General features: G+C 63.8%; 19 protein-coding genes. 6 read left to right on the top strand and 13 right to left on the bottom strand.

Annotation, left to right across the window (positions count from 1 at the left end):
• Together ACIQUG_RS27905 and ACIQUG_RS27900 are read left to right on the top strand one after the other, a co-directional pair.
• On the top strand, positions 1-1,032 hold the full coding sequence (locus ACIQUG_RS27905; protein ID WP_043610615.1) for a peptidoglycan -binding protein: 1,032 nt from the start codon (positions 1-3) through the stop codon (positions 1,030-1,032).
• 162 nt (positions 1,033-1,194) lie between these two features.
• Complete coding sequence (locus ACIQUG_RS27900) at positions 1,195-2,841, top strand: FAD-binding dehydrogenase (RefSeq protein WP_402325459.1); 1,647 nt, start codon at positions 1,195-1,197, stop codon at positions 2,839-2,841.
• A gap of 215 nt (positions 2,842-3,056) precedes the next feature.
• Here ACIQUG_RS27900 and ACIQUG_RS27895 read toward each other — a convergent pair whose 3' ends face one another.
• Positions 3,057-4,049 carry a Bug family tripartite tricarboxylate transporter substrate binding protein gene (locus ACIQUG_RS27895; RefSeq protein ID WP_402325457.1) on the bottom strand — a complete coding sequence of 331 codons (993 nt, stop codon included), beginning with the start codon at positions 4,047-4,049 and terminating at the stop codon, positions 3,057-3,059.
• Positions 4,050-4,186: 137 nt separating this feature from the next.
• Complete coding sequence (locus ACIQUG_RS27890; RefSeq protein WP_402325455.1) at positions 4,187-5,989, bottom strand: ABC transporter transmembrane domain-containing protein; 1,803 nt, start codon at positions 5,987-5,989, stop codon at positions 4,187-4,189.
• A 207-nt stretch (positions 5,990-6,196) separates the two neighbouring features.
• On the opposite strand from ACIQUG_RS27890, the gene rpmE reads away from it, so the two are divergent.
• Positions 6,197-6,418, top strand: a complete 222-nt coding sequence (rpmE, locus tag ACIQUG_RS27885; RefSeq protein WP_034806140.1) for a 50S ribosomal protein L31 — start codon at positions 6,197-6,199, stop codon at positions 6,416-6,418.
• Between the two features lie 104 nt (positions 6,419-6,522).
• On the opposite strand, the gene ACIQUG_RS27880 is transcribed toward rpmE, so the two are convergent.
• The 5 genes from ACIQUG_RS27880 to ACIQUG_RS27860 all read right to left on the bottom strand — a co-directional run bounded on the left by ACIQUG_RS27880 (position 6,523) and on the right by ACIQUG_RS27860 (position 9,794).
• Positions 6,523-6,858, bottom strand: coding sequence for a hypothetical protein (locus tag ACIQUG_RS27880; protein ID WP_402325454.1), 336 nt, complete (start codon positions 6,856-6,858; stop codon positions 6,523-6,525).
• A 440-nt stretch (positions 6,859-7,298) separates the two neighbouring features.
• A complete protein-coding gene (locus tag ACIQUG_RS27875) occupies positions 7,299-7,817 on the bottom strand; it encodes a DUF1465 family protein (protein WP_043610604.1) in 519 nt (172 codons plus the stop codon).
• A 354-nt stretch (positions 7,818-8,171) separates the two neighbouring features.
• On the bottom strand, positions 8,172-8,360 hold the full coding sequence (locus ACIQUG_RS27870; protein ID WP_043610601.1) for a DUF1192 domain-containing protein: 189 nt from the start codon (positions 8,358-8,360) through the stop codon (positions 8,172-8,174).
• A complete protein-coding gene (locus ACIQUG_RS27865; protein WP_192450884.1) occupies positions 8,347-9,648 on the bottom strand; it encodes an MFS transporter in 1,302 nt (433 codons plus the stop codon). The genes ACIQUG_RS27870 and ACIQUG_RS27865 overlap by 14 nt, the downstream gene beginning before the upstream one ends.
• Positions 9,648-9,794, bottom strand: coding sequence for a hypothetical protein (locus ACIQUG_RS27860; RefSeq protein WP_205237832.1), 147 nt, complete (start codon positions 9,792-9,794; stop codon positions 9,648-9,650). Before ACIQUG_RS27860 ends, ACIQUG_RS27865 begins: the two co-directional genes overlap by 1 nt.
• 147 nt (positions 9,795-9,941) lie before the next feature.
• Between ACIQUG_RS27860 and ACIQUG_RS27855 the strand changes: the two genes are divergently transcribed.
• Positions 9,942-10,097, top strand: a complete 156-nt coding sequence (locus tag ACIQUG_RS27855; protein ID WP_090299729.1) for a hypothetical protein — start codon at positions 9,942-9,944, stop codon at positions 10,095-10,097.
• A 110-nt stretch (positions 10,098-10,207) separates the two neighbouring features.
• Complete coding sequence (locus ACIQUG_RS27850) at positions 10,208-12,145, top strand: TPR end-of-group domain-containing protein (RefSeq protein WP_402325451.1); 1,938 nt, start codon at positions 10,208-10,210, stop codon at positions 12,143-12,145.
• Between the two features lie 40 nt (positions 12,146-12,185).
• On the opposite strand, the gene ACIQUG_RS27845 is transcribed toward ACIQUG_RS27850, so the two are convergent.
• The gene (locus ACIQUG_RS27845; RefSeq protein WP_402325449.1) at positions 12,186-13,700 is read right to left on the bottom strand and encodes an MFS transporter; all 1,515 of its coding nucleotides are present in this window, start codon (positions 13,698-13,700) and stop codon (positions 12,186-12,188) included.
• 109 nt (positions 13,701-13,809) lie between these two features.
• Here ACIQUG_RS27845 and ACIQUG_RS27840 point away from each other — a divergent pair, with 109 nt between their 5' ends.
• Positions 13,810-14,361 (top strand): TetR/AcrR family transcriptional regulator, encoded by a 552-nt coding sequence (locus ACIQUG_RS27840; RefSeq protein WP_192450711.1) that lies wholly within the window; start codon positions 13,810-13,812, stop codon positions 14,359-14,361.
• A 14-nt stretch (positions 14,362-14,375) separates the two neighbouring features.
• Here the strand turns inward: ACIQUG_RS27840 and ACIQUG_RS27835 are convergent, their stop codons facing one another.
• The 5 genes from ACIQUG_RS27835 to gap all read right to left on the bottom strand — a co-directional run bounded on the left by ACIQUG_RS27835 (position 14,376) and on the right by gap (position 19,594).
• Positions 14,376-15,311: a PhzF family phenazine biosynthesis protein gene (locus ACIQUG_RS27835; RefSeq protein ID WP_402325447.1), complete on the bottom strand. Its 936-nt coding sequence runs from the start codon at positions 15,309-15,311 to the stop codon at positions 14,376-14,378.
• A gap of 208 nt (positions 15,312-15,519) precedes the next feature.
• On the bottom strand, positions 15,520-16,545 hold the full coding sequence (locus ACIQUG_RS27830; protein WP_402325445.1) for a class I fructose-bisphosphate aldolase: 1,026 nt from the start codon (positions 16,543-16,545) through the stop codon (positions 15,520-15,522).
• Positions 16,546-16,791: 246 nt separating this feature from the next.
• Positions 16,792-17,988: a phosphoglycerate kinase gene (locus ACIQUG_RS27825; RefSeq protein WP_291163933.1), complete on the bottom strand. Its 1,197-nt coding sequence runs from the start codon at positions 17,986-17,988 to the stop codon at positions 16,792-16,794.
• Positions 17,988-18,578 (bottom strand): putative glycolipid-binding domain-containing protein, encoded by a 591-nt coding sequence (locus ACIQUG_RS27820; RefSeq protein ID WP_402325443.1) that lies wholly within the window; start codon positions 18,576-18,578, stop codon positions 17,988-17,990. Before ACIQUG_RS27820 ends, ACIQUG_RS27825 begins: the two co-directional genes overlap by 1 nt.
• A gap of 5 nt (positions 18,579-18,583) precedes the next feature.
• Positions 18,584-19,594, bottom strand: coding sequence for a type I glyceraldehyde-3-phosphate dehydrogenase (gene gap, locus ACIQUG_RS27815; protein ID WP_034806178.1), 1,011 nt, complete (start codon positions 19,592-19,594; stop codon positions 18,584-18,586).
• Between the last annotated feature and the right edge of the window lie 61 nt (positions 19,595-19,655).

Genomic DNA, 19,655 nt, shown 5'->3' with positions numbered 1-19,655 from the left:
ATGGCGCTCGCGCGAAAAGGCCGCTCTCAGCGCACGATCGACTATTGGCCGGGCTTCGTCGATGCGCTGTCGACGCTGCTGCTGTCGATCATGTTCCTGCTGACCGTCTTCGTCCTCGCACAGTTTCTGCTCAGCCGTGAGATCAGCGGCAAGGACGAGGTACTCACGCGGCTGAACAGCCAGATCAACGAGCTGACCCAGCTTCTGGCGCTCGAAAAGAGCGGCAAGCAGGATCTCGAGGATTCCCTTGCCAATCTGCAGGCGTCACTTGCCACCTCCGAGGGCGAACGCTCGCGGCTTCAGGCCCTGCTCGACCAGGGCGCTGGCAGCTCGGACGCCGCCAACCAGAAGATCGGCCGTCTCGGCTCTGAGCTTGAGACCGAGCGCGAAGTCAGCGCGCGGGCGATGAGCCAGATCGAACTCCTGAACCAGCAGATCGCGGCGCTCCGCAGCCAGATTGCCGCCATCGAGGTGGCGCTTCAGGCATCGGAAGCCAAGGACCAGCAGTCGCAGACCAAGATCGCCGATCTCGGCCGACGCCTCAACGTGGCGCTGGCCCAGCGGGTGCAGGAACTCAATCGCTACCGTTCGGACTTCTTCGGACGCCTTCGGGAAATTCTCTCCGACCGCGAAAACATCCGCATCGTCGGCGACCGCTTCGTCTTCCAGTCGGAGGTGCTGTTCCCGTCCGGCGGCAACGACCTCAATCCGGCGGGGCAGGCGGAAATGGCCAAGCTCGCCACCGCACTGCTCGATCTCGCCAAGGAAATCCCCGCCGAGATTAACTGGGTGCTGCGTGTCGATGGCCACACCGACAATGTGCAGCTTTCCGGCGCCGGGCGTTTTGCCGACAACTGGGAGCTCTCGTCGGCGCGCGCGACCTCGGTGGTCAAGTTCCTGATCTCGAAGGGCGTACCGGCGGACCGGTTGGTTGCTGCAGGCTTTGGCGAGTACCAGCCGATCGCGCCGGGCGAAAGCCCGGAAGCGCGGGCGCAGAACCGCCGCATCGAGCTCAAGCTGACCGAGAAGTAAGCTTTCGGCCCCGTGAGCGTCCCATCGCCGGTGACGCAAGTCCGGTCCTTGAATTGACCTTGACGTACGCGTAACAGGTTCTGCAGCCATTCCGATGGCTGCGGCAACTTTTGCGTGTCAGGGCGTGGGGTGCCGGATGGGATGCGAGGGGGAGAGCATTTCATGGATTGCGATGTATTGGTTATCGGCGCGGGGCTTGCCGGGCTTGTCGCCGCAGCGGAGGCGGCAGCACTTGGGCGTAGGGTCATCGTGCTCGACCAGGAGGGGGAGCAGAACCTCGGCGGACAGGCCTTTTGGTCGCTGGGCGGTCTGTTTTTCGTCGATAGCCCCGAACAGCGCCGCATGGGTATCCGCGACACCCGCGAGCTTGCCCGGCAGGACTGGGCGGGCTCGTCGCAGTTCGACCGTCCTGAGGATCACTGGCCGCGGCTCTGGGCGGAAGCCTATCTCGATTTTGCCGCGGGTGAGAAGCGCTCCTGGCTGCACTCGCTCGGTATGCGCTGGTTTCCTGTTGTCGGCTGGGCGGAGCGCGGCGGTGGCCTTGCCCATGGGCACGGCAATTCGGTGCCGCGCTTTCACGTCACTTGGGGCACCGGCCCGGCGGTGCTCGAACCGTTCATCCGGCTGACGCGGGAAGCGGAAAGCCGCGGTCTCGTGCGCTTCCGTTTCCGCCACCGGGTCGATGAACTCGTGACCACCGACGGCCGCGTGACGGGTGCGCGCGGTGCGCTGCTCAAGGACGATCCGGTCGGGCGCGGCGAACGCAGCTCGCGCGAGATCGTCGGCGATTTCGAGATTTCGGCGGGCGCGGTCGTCATCACGTCAGGGGGTATCGGCGGAAACCATGATCTGGTCCGCCGCAACTGGCCGCGCAAGCGGCTCGGCCAGCCGCCGGCGACAATGGTCGCGGGCGTACCCCATCATGTCGACGGTCGCATGCTCGAGATCGCCAGCCAGGCGCGCGGCGCGGTCATCAATGCGGATCGCATGTGGCACTATACCGAGGGGTTGAAGAACTTCGATCCGATCTGGCCGGACCATGGCATCCGCATCCTGCCGGGGCCTTCGTCCTTCTGGTGCGACGCCGACGGCAACCGCTTTCCCGCACCGGCCATGCCTGGCTTCGATACGCTCGGCACGTTGAAGGCGATCCGCGACAGCGGCCATGACTACAGCTGGTTCGTGCTGACGCGGGCGATCATCAAGAAGGAATTTGCGCTGTCCGGTTCGGAGCAGAATCCCGATCTCACCGGCAAGAGCATCGCCCTTCTGTTAAAGCGGCTCGGCAAGAACCCGCCGGGGCCGGTCCAGGCGTTCATGGACAGGGGCGAAGACTTCATCGTGCGCGACCGGCTCGAAGACCTGGTGCCGGCGATGAATGCACTGACCGGCGAGAACCGGCTGTCGATGGAACACATGCGGCAGCAGATCGAGGCGCGCGACCGGGAAATCAACAATCCGTTCTCCAAGGACGCGCAGGTGACCGCGATCCGCGGCGCCCGCGCCTATCGCGGCGACCGGCTGCTGCGCACCGCCAAGCCGCATCGACTGCTCGATCCCAAGGCCGGACCGCTGATTGCCGTCCGCCTGCATATCCTGACGCGCAAGACGCTCGGCGGGCTCAAAACCAACCTGTCAGGCCAGGTGCTGGAGCAATCGGGCGAGCCGGTGCCCGGTCTCTACGCTGCCGGCGAAGTCGCCGGCTTCGGCGGCGGCGGCATGCATGGCTACAATGCGCTCGAAGGCACCTTCCTCGGCGGCTGCATCTTTTCCGGCCGGGCTGCGGGGCGGGGTGCTGCCGGGGCGTGATGGCTCGGTCCCACGTACCCGTAGTGCCCTCACACTAGCCTCTCCCTGCCAAGCGCGAAGAGGCGACGTTCGAGTGTGGGGTGGTGTATTCGGGTTCAATCCGAGGGACACCGTGTGTGTTTGACGCAAGCGCACGGAGCGCGCCACACGTCCCTTCTCCCCGCCGGCGGGGAGAGGGTGGTGGCAACGGATGACGGCTCCGCTCGGTCTGCTCGTCAATCCATCTGCACGTTGGCGTCGCGCACGACCGGCGTCCACTTCGCCAGTTCCGCCTTCACATGGGCTTGCAGCTCTTCCGGGGTCGAGCCGACGATCGTGGCGCTGAATTCCTTCATGCGTTCGACGACGGCCGGATCCTTCAGCGCCTTGTTCGCCGCCTCGTTGAGGCGGGCGACGACCGGCTGAGGCGTGTTGGCGGGGGCGAAGAGCGCATTCCAGGTGTAGGTCTCGTAGCCCGGAATGCCGGCCTCGGCGACCGTAGGCACGTCCGGGAAGGACGGTGCCCGTTCCGCCGTGGTCACCGCAAGCGCCCTCAGCGTTCCCGCCTTGATGTGGCTGGAGGAGGAGGGGAGGTTGTCGAACATGATCGGCACCTGGTTGCCGATGACGTCGTTCAGTGCCGGGCCTGCGCCCTTGTAAGGGATGTGCTGCATGCTGACGCCGGCCATCTTCTTGAAAAGTTCGCCGGAAAGGTGCAGCGGCGTGCCGTTGCCGGAAGAGGCGTAACTATACTCGTCGGGCTTGGCCTTCAGGAGTGCCAGCAGTTCCGCAACGTCCTTGGCCGGCAGTTCCGGATTGACGACGAGCACGTTGGGCACGACCACGAGCAGCGAGATCGGCGCGAAGTCCTTCTCGGGATCATAGGGCTTGGTCTTCAGGATCAGCGGATTGAGCGCGTGGGTGGCGACCGTGCCCATCAGGATCGTATAACCATCCGGATCGGCGCGGGCGACATTGTCTGCGCCGAGATTGCCGCCGGCGCCGGCAACGTTCTGGACGATCACCTGTTCTCCGAGGTCCTCCGACATTTTCTGCGCGACGATGCGGGCAACCACGTCGGTGGAGCCGCCGGCGGCGAAGGGAACGACGAGCGTTATCGGTCGCTCGGGAAAGCCTTGGGCCAGTGCCGTCGAGCTAAGGGGCAGCGCCGTCAGCGCCATCAGGCCCAGCGCCAGAGTGGCACGCCGGGTCAGGTGCGAAAATGCCATGCGGTAGTCCTCCCGATCAATTCTGCAGAAAGCGATGCCGGCCTCCTCGGCCGGGCCCCATAACAATAGGGCTCGACCTTCCGTCGGCAACCGCTTTACGGCAAATCGGAGGACGCTTTTAGCGCCGTGCGGCCAGTTCAGCTCTGCGCGTTGACGAACAGGGCCTCTGCACCATGGTTGAACTGCAGCCGCGCCAGCTTGGCGTAGAGCCCGCCCTGGCGGATGAGGGAGGCGTGGGTTCCTTCCTCGACAATGCGGCCATGATCCAGCACCAGGATGCGATCGGCCTTCAGCACGGTCGCCAGGCGGTGGGCGATGATGATGGTCGAGCGCTCGTGCAGCAGGCTGTCGAGCGCCTTCTGGACCAGCGTCTCGCTCTCGGCGTCGAGGGCCGAGGTTGCTTCGTCGAGAAGCAGCACCGGCGCGTTCTTGAGGATGGCGCGGGCAATGGCGATGCGTTGGCGCTGGCCGCCGGAAAGCGTGACGCCCCGTTCGCCGACATAGGTGTCGTAGCCCTTGTCGAGCCTGCCGATGAACTCGTCCGCCTGCGCGGCGACGGCGGCGGCACGCACCGCCTCGCGGCTGGCATTCGGCATGCCGAAGGCGATGTTGTCATGCACGGACGAGGCGAAGATCGTCACGTCCTGCGGCACGATCGCAATGCGTTCACGCAGATCCTTGGGGTCGACCGTGCGGATATCGACGCCGTCCACGCTCACCGCGCCCTTGGCGGGGTCGTAGAAGCGAAGCAGCATGGAGAAGACAGTGCTCTTGCCGGCGCCGGACGGTCCGACGATCGCAACGGTCTCGCCGGGTGCGATGTTGAAGCTGAGGCCGTTGAGGCTCTTGTAGTCGGGGCGCGACGGGTAGGCGAAATGGACGTCGTCGAAGGCGATGGCGCCGGTTGCCGGGACCGGCATGGCGACCGGATTTTCCGGCGCCTGGATCTCGGGGACTTCGGTCAGAAGCTCGTTCAGCCGTTCGGCAGCACCGGCTGCCTGGGAAAGTTCGCCCCAGACTTCCGACAGCGAGCCGAGGCTGCCCGCGGCAAAGACCGAGTACAGCAGGAACTGGCTGAGCGTGCCGGCGGAAAGATTGCCGGAAAGCACGTCGTGTGCGCCGAACCACAGGACCGCGACGACGCTGCCGAACACCATGGTGATGGCAAAAGCGGTGAGCACCGAGCGCGCCTTGATCGCCGCGCGCGCCGCGCCATAGGCATCCTCGACGGCGGCTCCGAAGTGGCTGTTGGCAAGACCTTCGCCATTGAAGGCCTGGACTGTGCGCGATGCGGCAATCGCCTCGCCGGCATAGGCCGAGGCGGCAGCGAGCGTGTCTTGCGCCTGGCGCGAGCGGCGGCGCACGGAGCGGCCAAAGCCGACGAGCGGGAAGACGATGATCGGGATCGCGATCAGCACGAGGCTCGAAAGCTTGGGGCTCGTATAGACCATCATGCCGATGGCGCCGAGACACAGGATCAGGTTGCGCAGCGCGACCGATGCGGTGGCGCCGACTGCGGATTTCACCTGCGTCGTGTCGGCGGTCAGTCGCGAGACGATCTCGCCGGACTGGTTGACGTCGAAGAAGGAGGCGGAAAGGCGGGTGACGCGGTCGAAAACGCTGCGCCTCAGGTCGGCGACGATGCGTTCGCCGAGCGTGATGACGAAGTAGTAGCGCGCCGCACTCGCCAGCGCGAGCACGATGGCGAGCATCATCAGCATCGCGAAATAGGTATTGATGAAGCCGCTATCGGGACTGGAGAAGCCGTTGTCGACCATCCGCCTGACGGCGAGGGGCAGCGCCAGCGTGGTTACGGCGGCAAGGATCAGCGAAATGCTGGCGCCGACGACCAGGTGACGATAGCGCGCGAGATAGGGAAGCAGCGTGGCGAGTGGGCGAATGGATTTGCGCGTTGGCGCCTGGTTTTCTCTTGACGACACTTGACCCCTTTCGCCAAACACGGAGGAAAGGGATTGCCCATGAGTCTTCCGTGCGGCACTTGTTATCCCGCAGACCTTGATGTATAGGCACGGCATCGAATTGGGAAGCCGTGGCCGTTCAGCCGGTACGCGGCTTCATTTACGTGTTCGGTCTCGAAGTCGCAATGCCTTGCGACAATTGGACCCTGGAACTCTAGGAAGATCGTTATGAAGGCAGACATCCATCCCGATTACCACGTCATCAAGGTAGTCATGACTGACGGCACCGAATACGAAACCCGCTCGACCTGGGGTTCTGAAGGCGCCACCATGAACCTGGAAATCGACCCCAAGTCGCACCCGGCCTGGACGGGCGGCAACCAGCAGCTCATGGACCGCGGCGGCCGCGTTTCCAAGTTCAAGAAGCGTTTCGAAGGCCTCGGCCTCTAATCGACGCCTCTTTGGCATTTCAAAAAGCCCGGGTCATTGGCCCGGGCTTTTTGCTGTCTTGGTTTTGGGAGATACGCCGGGCGCGGCGCTGCGGGCAGCGGCGCTCAGTCGCTGTTCCAGGCAAGGAGCAGGATGACGGCGCTATGTCGCGGATCCTGATCCGACCAGTCGGCGATTTCCGCAAGTGGCAACGCCTCTTCCGTAAGACGATCGAGATGCTTTTGCGTGGCGTCGATCGGATAGGCGCCCTCGGTGAGGTTTCTCCAGGAAACGTCGCAGTCGAGGCCCAGGCGTGCCAGCGTTTCGACGTAAGACACGACCTGCGATGCGCGCAGATTGTCGGGATGAAGGAAACCGGCGTCCGCGTCATAGTGTTTTCGGACGATGGCGTTCAAATGCGCAGCGATCGCCGGCCTCGGCCTTAGGCGTGTCGCGACCATCCTCATCTGCTGGCAATAGAATCCGGAGCACTGATGGACCAGCCCGCGCCATTCCACGGCTGGGTTGAGAACAGGGACGTGCCGTCGGAAGGCAAGGACGGGGATCGCCTGGAGCGTCTCTCGCGGCCTGCTGGAATCGAACGCGTTCCATTCGGTCTCGAAGGCTTTGTGGGTCGGGGTTAACATCTCGCTTGGCAGGACCACGCGTCCGGGGCTGAGTAGCGCCGAAGCGCTCTCGAGGAACCCGGGAAGCGGTTCCAGATGTGCAAGCCCGTTCGCGTCGCGGAAGGGAGCCAAGTCGGCTTCGGTGAGGATCATGTCCGATAGGTCGCTGTTTGCCGGTGACGGCGGGTGGTGGCCACTGCCAGTCGCAAAGAAAAACCCGCCGGCAATTGCAGTTGCGGCGGGTTTGGTTTCTCAGATTTGTTTTTTGCGCGGCGTCAGTTGGTTCCGAAGGCCGTCTGCAGCAGCTTGATCTGCGCCTTGACGCCGTTCTGGTTGTCCGGAACGATCGCGGCCGCTTCGTGCGGGCGATAGATTTCGCGGTCGAGCAGGGCGACGCGGTTCTGCAGGCGCAGCGACCGCTCGATCAGGTCACGGAAGGATTCCGGCAGCTCGGCCCAGCCCGGAGCGGACTTGTCGACGTTGAAGCTGTCGAGGCGAACCTTGCTCTTTTCCGACATCACCTGGTCGCGGCTCATCTCGCCGTTGTTGACGGCGCGCTGCAGCAGGAGCCAGGAGGCCATCTGCATCAGGCGGGTGGTCAGCCGCATGGATTCGGCTGCATAGAGCACCGATGCCATGCGCGGCAGGACCTTGGAAGCGGCGCGGCCGGGTCCGTCAAGATAGGTGGCCGTTTCTTCGACCAGTCCCATGCCTTCCGAATAGAGTGTCTTGAATTGTGCCGAGGACGCCGCGTGTCCTGCGAAACTGACCGTATTCAATCCTCTCTCGGACATGACCTGTTTTCCCTGGTTCAAACGCATCACGACAGTCAGGTAGGGGACGGTTATGGGAAATAAATCCTTGCCCGTCTCTATGCTTGAAGAATGATCCGATAGCGCATTTCGCGCAAGGGCATTCTTAAGAAAGGGTTAATCTCCACAGTTCTTTAGATAAACCTATGCCAAAACAAAAAAAGAGCCGCGGAAAGCGGCTCTCAAGGTAAAACAGGGAGAAAAATCAGACCCATTCGCCAGTCGGAGAAATTGTCTGAAACCGGAAAGCTCCGGATGCCCTGACAATCGCAGATAATGCTTAATGCCGCGTTAAACGCGCTCCGTTTTGCTGCGGTGCGACCTTACGCCGCCGGATCAGCGAAACAGGTTCTCGGCGGCCGAGCGGCTGGCGGATTTGCGTGTCCGCTCCGCCTCCAGCCGGGTAATCTCTTCGGTCAGAAGCGCGATGCGCTGTGTCAGCTCATCGACGGACAGCAGCGCGAGATCGCTGCCGATTTCGTGGGCCACCTTCTTCTGTGGCCGGTCGTCGTCAAACAGGCTCATCCGACTGATCCTCCCATTCCGGACGCTTGTCCGGTTCGTTGTGTGCTTCTTCGAACGGGGCTGCGCGCGGCGAAAGCTGCAGGCTTTCCGGCGTCGTCGGCGCACCCGCATTGACCGGCGAGAAGGCGTCGCGGTCGGAGACCGGAACTGGTGCGCGCATCCGGCTGCGGATGATGGCATAGGCCGTGATCAGGATATGGGCGCAAGCGGTGATCATGAACAGGCCGTAGGGGCCTGCCGCCGTCATGACCGGGCCGCCGATCGTCGGGCCGATGATGGTGCCGATGCCGTAGAGCAGCAGCAGGCCGCCGGACACCTTGACGAAGTCTTCGGCTGTGGCGAAGTCGTTGGCGTGCGATACGGCGATCGGGTAGAGCGCGTTGGCCGCAGCGCCGTAGATCGCGATCAGCGTCAGCACGATCCAGACCTGGCTCGGCTCGATCAGGAAGATGAGGAGCCCGGCAAGCGCGCCGATGCCGGCAAGCGCGGCGAGAACGTAGCGCCGGTCGATGCGGTCGGAGAGGCGACCAGCCGGCAACTGCATGACGGCGCCGGCAAAGATCGCCACGCTCATCATGGCCGCCACGGTGCTGTCGGAAAGTCCCGCCTGGCGGCCGAAGACGGCGCCGAGCGTGCCGAAGGCGCCATTGGCGATGCCGACGAGCAGGATGCCGAGGAAGGAAACCGGCGAGTTGCGATAGAGGCCGCGCAGGTCGAGGCTCACCTTTTTCAGCGGCTGCGGCGAGGCGGCCTTGGACATAAGCGTCGGCAGCATGGCGACGCAGTAGAGGATGCCGCAGATCATGAACAAGATGGTGGTGGACGTATCGCCGAAGGGGATCATCATCTGGCCGCCGACGACGCCGAAGAGCGTGATGGCGATATAGAGCGAGAAGATGACGCCGCGGCTCTCGTTGGTGGCGCGCTCGTTCAGCCAGCTTTCGATGATCATCGAGGTGCCGGCCGTGGAAAAGCCGGTCAAGGCCCTGAGGATCAGCCACCAGGTCGGGTCGATCAGGATGCCGGTGAGCAGCGCGACGATCGCGATCAGCGATGCAAAGACGCTGAAGGCGCGCACGTGGCCGATGCGCTTGACGACGGTGGGCGCAAAGAAGCAGCCGAGCACGAAGCCGGCAGCCCAGGATGTGCCGATCAGGCCGAGGATGGTGGTGGGATAACCTTCAGCGGTGCCGCGCACCGGAAGAAGCAGCCCCTGCAGACCATTGCCCAGAAAGAGAAACAGCGTGCCGAGCAGGAGGGCGGCGACAGGGAGCAGGTTCTTTCTCATCATTCATCCGAAATTCGTTCTGCCGTCAGCAAGTTAGGGCGGTGCCTGGTGAATTGCCAGCCGGTTTGTGATTGCAGCGCCTGGCGTTGCCGCAGGTTTTGTCCTTCGATCGGAGACGAATGACGCAACATGCGGCGGCCGGTCATTGCAAATCGCCCGCGGAAACACTAGCCCTTTTTGCTAGGCGCAACGTATCGCTAGTCCTCGGGGGAGGCGGTGCTGCGTGCGACGAAGAGTGCCGGTGTTGCGAACGCTTCACCGGTCGAGGCAGCCTCCCGGTAGACGAGGGCAACATGCAGAAGGCGATCGCCCTTTTTCTGCTTCTGATCATGGCCATTCAGCTCCTCTGGCCGATCGGCATTCCGGGGCTGCGCCGCCGTCGCGATTTCTGGAAGATCGCGGTCTTCGCCATCGTGATGATGATGGTGACGGTGTTGATCCGTCCCTGATCCGGCCGCCCCCTACAACTCCCCGTTACCTTTGGAACTCCATCGCCTCCGGCTCACCGCTACCTTGGTTGCGAAACCTGTCGTTTCAACCAGAAAAGGGCGCAGGACAGATGGGAAAGAAAGCGCTAAAGTGCGAGCCTCATTCGGGAGATGACTTCGAGGGTTTCTTGGAACGCCGGCTTGCTGCCATTCTCGCTGCCGATGTCGTGGGGTACAGTCGCCTGATCGGCGCTGACGAGACCGGCACGCTGGCCGCCATGAAAAAGCACAAGAGCGAACTCGTCGATCCGAAGATCACCCGTCACAAGGGACGCATCGTCAAGCTCACCGGCGATGGCATCCTCGTCGAATTTGCAAGCGTCGTGCACGCGGTCGCCTGCGCCGTCGATATTCAGCGCGGCATGCTGCTGCGCAACGAAAGCGTGTCGCCGCTCAAACGCATCGAACTCAGGATCGGCGTGCATCTCGGTGACATCATCGTCGAGGATGGCGACATCTTCGGGGATGGCGTCAATGTCGCGGCGCGGCTCGAAGGCCTGGCTGAACCCTCCGGCATCGCCGTCTCGGCTTCCGTGCGCGATCATGTCGGCGCGCGCCTGGATGTCGGCTTCATCGACAAGGGCGAACACACGCTGAAGAACATCGCTGCCGGCGTGCATGTCTATTCGGTGGCGCTCGGTGCACCGACCAAGGTCGCGTCGGCGCCGAACGGATCGTGTCCGGTGGTGCTCGACGATGGCTACGGGCTCTCGGTCGGCGTACTGCCCTTCACCAATATGAGCCACGATCCCGAGCAGGAGTACTTCTCCGACGGCATCACCGAAGACATCATCACCGATCTTTCGAAGATATCGAAGCTGCACGTCGTCGCCCGCAACACGGTGTTCACCTACAAGGGGCGATCGGTGAAGGTGAAGCAGGTGGCCCAGGAACTCGGCGTCCGCTACATCCTCGAAGGCAGCGTGCGCAAGGCGGGCGCGCGGGTGCGCATCACCGGCCAGTTGATCGATGCGCTGACCGGCACGCATCTCTGGGCCGATCGCTACGACCGCGACCTGACCGACATCTTCGCAATCCAGGACGAAATCACCCATGCGATCGTCGACCAGCTGAAGATCAAGCTGTTGCCGGCGGAAAGGCGGGCGATCGAGAGCGACCCGACGACAAGCGTGGAGGCCTATACCTACTATCTGCGCGGCCGGCAGTTTTCGCATGCCTGGACGCGCTCCTATCTTCTGCTCGCGCGGCGCATGTTCATGAAGGCGGTGGAACTCGATCCGGATTTTGCCCGCGCCTATGCCGGCATCGCCGATTGCGAGTCGGCGCTGCGTGATTGGCACGAGGACGAATTTCCGCTGCAAAGCATCCTGTCCATCACCGACAGGGCGCTGGCGCTCGATCCGGACCTCGCGGAGGCCCATGCATCCCGTGGTCTGGTGCTTCACCAGGACGGCCAATGCGAGGAGGCGGTTGCCGCCTTCGAGCAGGCGCTGACGCTTGACGCCGGGCTCTACGAGGCGAACTTCCATTATGGCCGCTTCCTGTTCATGCAGGGCGCGTTCGAAATGGCGATCCAGTTCTTCAAGCGTGCCGCCGACATCCGGCCAGACGATTATCTGTCACCGATCCACCTGATGAGCGCCTATCGCACGCTCGGCCGCGACAGCGAACGCAAGCAGTGGGCGCGCATCGGCATTGCCCGGGCGGAGCGAGCGCTGGAGCTCAATCCGGAAAACTCGGGCCCGGCCCATCGCGGCGCGCTGGCGCTTGCCCATATGGGCGAGGCCGACCGTGCGCGGGAATGGGCAGCGCGGGCGCTGGCGATCGATCCCGATGACGTGGTCGCCCGTTACAACACGGCCTGTGTCTATTGCATCCTCGGCGATATCGATGCGGCGCTCGATCTTCTCGAGACCTTGCTGCCGCAGAGCTCCTGCTACCAGCTGCTCTGGTTCAAGCAGGATTCAGACCTCGACTCCGTTCGCCACCATGTCCGTTTCCAGGCGATGGTCGAGGCGATCGCAAAATGCGAGGCCGGATTGCGCTGAACCGCCGGACAGTCGTTGCCATCCGGCGGCTCGCAGTTGCCTAGTGGTGACCCGCCTGGCGGGATCCCTGAGGGGCGCTGACCCGCCCGGCGGTCAGCCACCAGATGGCCGCTCCGGTCACGAACAGCATGGCTGTCGCCACCATCACGACCGCGGTAAACGCGCCTTCGAAGGAGAGGCGGGCACGGGTCACCAGTTCGCTCGCCACATCCGCCGGCAGCTTCTCGGCGAGAAGCAGGGCTTCGTCGAGACTGTCGCGTGCCATCGCCGGGATCGCAGCCCCCTCCGGCAGGACGAGGAAGGCGGTGTAGACGACTGACATGACGGTGCCGAGCACGGCAATACCGATCGCGCCGCCGAGCTCGAACGAAACTTCCTCGATCGACGCCGCCATGCCGGCCCGCTCCGGCGGAGCGTTGAACATGATGGCGCTGGAGGCGGCGGTCATGGACGCACCGATGCCGAGGCCGAGAACGACGAGGGTGACGATCTGGGCGAGCGCGCCGGTTTCATGGACAAGCAGATAGCCGCCGAGGCCGAGCGCCGCCAGGATGAGGCCGGAGCGCAGCACCACTTCGGCGCCGAGGCGCGGCAGCAGCGTACCGGTCAGCGGCCCGGCGACGAAAGCGGCAAGCGGAATCGGCAGGATGAAGAAGCCGGCCTCGAGCGGCGAAAAGCCCTCGACCAGCTGCAACTGCTGGCTCAGCACCAGTTCGATGCCGACGATGGAGGCGGATGCCACCAGTGCGGCGGCGACGCCGGAGGAAAACACCGCATTGCGGAAGAGGCTGAAATCGATCAGCGGATGCGGACTGCGGCGCTGGCGACGCACGAAGAGAAAGAGCGCGATCGCACCGATCACGGCGGCAGCAAGGCCCGCTTCCAGCGACGGCTCGCGCTTGCTTGTTTCCTTGACGGCATAGGCCAGGCCGATGAGACCGACCATGATTTGCAGCGAACCGATCGCGTCCCAGGGGTGTTTCGGATTGCCGGCGTTGTTCGGCAGCACGACGAGGCCGAGCAGGAGGGCGATCGCGACGACCGGCACGTTGATGAGGAAGACCGAGCCCCACCAGAAGTATTCGAGCAGGAAACCGCCAAGCACCGGGCCGATCGCGGCACCACCGGACGCGATCGCTGCCCAGACGCCGATCGCCAGCGACCGTTCCCGTTCGTCGGTGAAGGTGAGCCGGATGATCGACAGCGTCGCCGGCATCATGAGGGCGGCGCCGACGGCCAGCAGGACGCGGCCGCCGATTAGGATCGCCGATGTCGGCGCATAGGCGGCGATCAGCGAGGCGATGCCGAAGACGGCAAGACCGACGATGAAGGGCTTCTTGTGGCCGAGGCGGTCGCCAAGCGTGCCGAGGCCGGGCAGAAGGCCGGCGACGACCAGGGCATAGGCATTGACGATCCAGAGCTTCTCCGACGCGGTGGCGCCAAGATCATGGGTCAGCCGCGGCAGGGCGGTATAGAGCACCGTCATGTCGACGACGATCAGGAAAAGGGCGCTCGATACGATGGCCAGAATGAGCCAGCGATTTTGCGGTAGCATGGTACACCTCGGGTGGCCGCCCACTTGGGAAATGGAGGCTGGGCCTTGTTTAGATCAGGTTCATTATTTATTTGAATACGTACGTATGGATTTGAAATAGGAAGTCAAGATGGGACGACGAAGAACGATCGATCGGGACAAGGTTCTGGATGCGGCGGAGGCGGTGGTGAATTCAGTCGGCGCGGCCGGGCTGACGATCGATGCCGTCGCCAAGGCTTCCGGGATTACCAAGGGCGGCGTGCAATATTGCTTCGGCAACAAGGACGGCCTGATCGACGCGATGATGCAGCGTTGGTTCGACGAGTTCGATGCCGCGGTAGCGGCGGAGGGTGGCGACGATCCTGATCCGATCAAGGCGATGCGCGCCCATGCGGCGGTGACCGCCCGGATGAACACGGCCGACAATGCCCGCACTTCCGGCATGATGGCCGCACTGCTGCAGCGGGAAGAGCATATGGCGAAGAACCGCGCCTGGTATCGCGCCCGCCTCGACGGTCTCGACCTGTCGACGGAGGAGGGGCGCAGGGCGCGGATGGTGTTTCTCGCAACGGAAGGCGTCTTCCTGCTGCGGGGGTTCGGCTTCCTCGAGATGGAAGACGCCGAATGGCAGGATATGTTTGCCGATATCTTGAAGCTTCTGCCGGAGCGCGACCGCGCGTGAGGCGTTGAAAAGCGCTAAAGTTCGATCAGGCCGCGCATGGCGCTGACGCAGGGGCCGGAAAGGCTGACCTTGCGAACGACGCCGCCCTGCTTTCGGACATGCGCGCCGATGAGGCTGCGACGCCCCATCTCCACACCCTGCTCGATGGTGATCTCGACATCGATATCCTGCTCCGGGACGAGCGAGACGAGATAGGCGGAAAGCGCTGCCGAGGCGCTGCCGGTTGCCGGGTCTTCATTGACATTGTCGAGCGGTGCGAACATGCGCGCCCGGATCTGCCAGGGCGCTTCCACCGAGCGAGCGTAGAGGAACAGGCTGAAACTGTCTTCCTCGGGTTTGTAGCGGGCATTGGCCGCCTGGAAGGCGGTGACATTGGGTTGGGCGGACGACAGCGTCGCGACATCCATGATTTCGGCGACGGCGAAGGGCAAGCCGACGGAAAGCCGGCTCGGTGCGTGTACGCGTCTGCTGACGGCATCGGGCGCGAGCGATGCGCAGGCCGCGATGGTGTCGGCGTCGAATTCCGGGCCGACGGTCAGGCTGCGCGGTACGACGATGGTGGCGCCGACGACAACACCGTCTTCCCTCAGCAACGTGGCCTCGACGAGGCCGGCCTTTTCCTCGAAACGCAGGATTTCGCCAGGCGCGCGGCCGAAGATTTCCTTTTGCCGGCCGAGCACGAAGGCCGTGCCGACATTGGGATGACCGGCAAAGGGGATCTCGGTCGTCGGCGTGAAGATCCGGACTTCTGCGGTGTTCGCAGGGTCGCGCGGCGGCAGTACGAAGGTGACTTCGGAATAGCCGAATTCGGTCGCGATCGCCTGCATCTGACGATCGCTCAAGCCGCGGGCGTCGGACATGACCGCCAACTGGTTGCCGGCAAAGCGCTCGTCGGTGAAGACGTCGACGGTGACATAGGCAACGGATTTCGGCGCGGGCTCAGAGGTCATGGTCGTGGCTTTCGCTGGTGGAGCGCCGCTGGCGCTCATCGTGTCGGCTCTGAAGTCAAGGCTTAAGACAGCCGACACCCCGCACAAAGGCCCGAACTTGTCCGGGTGACAAGTTCCACGCGCCGACGAATCCGTCGCGTTGCAGGCGTCAAGCCTTTGCAATGAAAAGGGGCCACAACAGCGGCCCCTCCTATGCGGTCAACCTGGTTCAGGCGGCCTTCTCGAGTTCCTTCTTCCACGTCCCCTTCGCCGCCAAGCTGCACATCTCGGCGCGATGGGCAAAGGCGCGTTGGCCGGCGCCGATGTTGTCGGCCTTTCCGTGCCAAGCATTCAGCGCTTCCTGTTGCAGCGCGCGGCCATAGGAGAAGGTGAGCTTCCAGGGCAGGTCGTGGCTGGCGTTCATTGCCGAGAGGTGGGCGGTCGCCTCTTCGGTCGACTGACCTCCGGAGAGGAAGGCGATGCCCGGTACCGCCGAAGGCACCGTGCGCTTCAGTACCCGGATGGTGCGTTCGGCCACTTCGGCGACGGAGGCATTGCGGGCCTTCTTGCCGTCGATCACCATGCTTGGCTTCAGGATCATGCCTTCGAGCTTGACGCGCATGGCCGCCAGTTCCTCGAAGGTGGTTCGCAGCGTCCACTCGGTCACGTGTTCGGAGCGATCGATCGAGTGGTCGCCCGGCGCGCCGTCCATCAGCACTTCCGGCTCGACGATCGGCACGATGCCGGCGTCCTGGCAGAGGGCGGCGTAGCGGGCGAGCGCATGGGCATTGGCGCGCACCGCACCGGCGGTGGGCAGCGTATCGGAGATGGAGACGACGCCGCGCCACTTGGCAAAGCGTGCGCCGGCCTCGTGATATCTCGCCAGCCGCTGGGCAAGGCCATCGAGCCCTTCGGTGATCGTTTCGGCCGGGAAGTTGGTCATCGGTTTGGCGCCGGCATCGACCTTGATGCCGGGGATCGCGCCGGCGGCCCGGATGATGTCGACGAGCGGCGTGCCGTCGACTGCATGCTGGAACAGGGTTTCCTCGTAGAGGATGACGCCGGAGATGTATTTGCGCATCGCCTTTTCGGCGCGCAGCAGCATCTCGCGGTAATCGCGCCTGGAGGTCTCGGTGGATTCGAGGCCGATCGTATCGAAGCGCTTCTTGATCGTTGCCGTGGACTCGTCGGCGGCAAGCAGTCCGCGGCCATTGGCGACCATGGCGACGGCGATGTCTTCCAGTTTTTCCGTCATGCTTTTTCTCTCCCTAGACAGCGCCGATCGTGGGGATCAGGCGAACACTGAAACAGTTGCAGGGCCGACGGTGCACGGGGCAACCGCCACGCTCCCAACAGGAGCGCGAGTAACAGGTGAAATTGTCCAGGAAAATGGCGAGAAAATCGACTGAAAGGATTTAAAATTTTTTAATCGTTTGAATAAATAAGGTTTTTTCTTGATTGCCGGCGCGTGAGAGTGCTTCCCACGCGCCGGTTGTATGTCTTACTTCTGCTTCAGGATATCGACTCCCGGGAGCGGCTTGCCTTCCATCCACTCCAGGAACGCGCCGCCGGCGGTCGAGACGTAGCTGAAATCGTCGGCGACTTCGGCGTGGTTCAGCGCCGCGACGGTATCGCCACCGCCGGCAACCGAGACCAGCGAGCCCTGACGGGTGCGGGCAGCCGCATGCTTGGCAACGGCAACTGTCGCCTTGTCGAAAGGCGCGATTTCGAAGGCGCCGAGCGGGCCGTTCCAGACCAGTGTTTCGGCCTTGGAGATCCACGCGTTGACGGCCGCGATCGACTTCGGGCCGACGTCGAGAACCATGGCATCGGCCGGAATGGCGTTGATGTCGACCACTTCGTTGTCGGCGCCGGCCTTGAACTCGCGGGCAATCACGCCGTCTTCCGGCAGCACGATGGCGCAGCCGGCCTTGTCGGCAGCGGCGATGATCGCCCGGGCGGTGTCGGCGAGGTCATGCTCGCAGAGCGACTTGCCGACATTGATGCCCTTGGCGGCGATGAAGGTGTTGGCCATGCCGCCACCGATGACGAGCGCATCGACCTTGGTCACGAGGTTCTGCAACAGGTCGATCTTGGTCGAGACCTTGGCGCCGCCGACGATGGCAACGACCGGGCGCTTCGGCTGGCCGAGGCCCTTTTCCAATGCTTCGAGTTCGGCCTGCATGGTGCGGCCGGCATAGGCCGGCAGGTGATGGGCAAGGCCTTCGGTCGAGGCATGGGCGCGGTGCGCTGCCGAGAAGGCGTCGTTGACATAGATGTCGCCATTGGCGGCGAGCGCCTTGACGAACTCGGCTTCGTTCTTTTCCTCGCCCTTGTGGAAGCGGGTGTTTTCGAGCAGCAGCACGTCGCCGTTGCTCATGTCGGCAATTGCATTCGCTGCCTTGTCGCCGATGCAGTCGGCGCCGAAGTGAACGCGCTGGTCGAGCACGTCCTCGACGGCCGTTGCGATCGTCTTCAGCGACATGTCGGCGACCGGTTCACCCTTCGGGCGACCGAAATGGGCGAGCAGGATGACCTTGGCGCCCTTCTCGGACAGCTCTCGGATGGTCGGCGCGACGCGCTCGATACGGGTCGCGTCGGTGACCACGCCGTCCTTGACCGGCACGTTGAGATCGACGCGCACCAGAACGCGCTTGCCGGCGATGTCGGTCAGATCGTCGAGGGTCTTGAAAGTCATCAGATGGTCTCCGGTGATAGTCTTTGGAAAAGGGTTGGATAGTCGATGACGAGGCCGTCCTCGTCCACGGGCAGGTCCGCGACAAAGCTGCGGTCCTCGGCCTCGTAGCGATAGAGCCTGAAATCATCGAGGCAGGTGTAGTGCTGACCGTCGACAACGGGCTGAAACGTGTCGAACGGCACGTAGAGCATCTTCAGCCGAGCGGTGCCGGACTGGCTCACAAGGCCGAGGCGGCGGATCGGCAGGGTGTTGGTGAAAGGCGTGCCGGCGAGATCGATGTCGATGCAGCCGTCGAACTCGGGGAGGGGCGTGCCGCGTGCCGTTGCCCATTCGCCCGGAATGTCCGAGCGCAGGTGCAGGCTGCGGCCGTCTGTCGTGTCGACCATCAGCTTGCGCACGTGCCAGCTGTCGTCGCAGTCGATCCGGTAGCGCACGCCATAGGGCGCGCCGCCGCGGCTGCCGATCAGAACGCCGACGGCGCGGATGACCGCGCCGTCGGTGGTGTCGATTTTCGTCAGCGTCAGGTGTTCGAGCCCTTCCCCATCCAGCGGACGCCAGCGGACCGTCGTTGAGAAGAGGACGCGAAACATCTGTCTTAGATGAGCTTGGCGAACGCGACCGCCGTGTCGGCCATGCGGTTCGAGAAGCCCCACTCGTTGTCGTACCAGGTGAGGATGCGCACGAAGTTGCCTTCGACGACCTTGGTCTGGTCGATCGCGAAGATCGAGGAGTGGCTGTCATGGTTGAAGTCGCGCGAAACGAGCGGCTCTTCCGTGTAGCCGAGAACACCCTTGAGCGCGCCGTTGGAGGCGGCCTTGATGGCGTTGGTGATTTCCTCGACCGAGGTGTTGCGCTTGGCGACGAACTTGAAGTCGACGACCGAGACGTTCGGGGTCGGGACGCGGATCGACGTGCCGTCGAGCTTGCCCTTCAGTTCCGGCAGAACCAGGCCAACGGCCTTGGCAGCGCCGGTCGAGGTCGGGATCATCGACAATGCGGCAGCGCGGGCGCGGTACAGATCCTTGTGCATCTGGTCGAGCGACGGCTGGTCGTTGGTGTAGGAGTGGATCGTGGTCATGAAGCCATGGCTGATGCCGATGGTATCGTTCAGGACCTTGACGACCGGAACCAGGCAGTTCGTCGTGCAGGATGCGTTGGAGATGACCAGGTGGTCCTTGGTCAGCTGGTCGTGGTTGACGCCGTAGACGACCGTCAGGTCGGCGCCGTCGGCCGGGGCCGAGACGATGACGCGCTTGGCGCCGGCCGTCAGGTGGGCTGCAGCCTTGTCGCGGGCGGTGAAGATGCCGGTGCACTCCATCGCGATGTCGATGCCGAGTTCCTTGTGCGGCAGCGTTGCCGGATCCTTGATCGCGGTCACCTTGATCGGCTTGCCGCCGTTGATGGTGATCGTGTCGCCTTCGACCTTGACCTCGGCCGGGAAGCGACCGTGGATCGAGTCATAGCGCAGCAGGTGAGCGTTGGTCTCAACGGGGCCGAGGTCGTTGATCGCGACGACTTCGATGTCGGTGCGGCCGGATTCGACGATGGCGCGGAGCACGTTGCGGCCGATGCGGCCAAAACCGTTGATGGCGACTTTCACTGTCATGGGTCTCTCCCTGTCTGACTGACGTGGTACGAAAAAAGCGGGGCGCACCTTTCGGCGCGCC

The organism is Ensifer sp. NPDC090286 (assembly GCF_044769565.1).
Taxonomy (GTDB): domain Bacteria; phylum Pseudomonadota; class Alphaproteobacteria; order Rhizobiales; family Rhizobiaceae; genus Ensifer.
The sequence above is the reverse complement of the archived record's forward strand: the minus strand, read 5'-3'. Positions and strand labels throughout refer to the sequence as shown.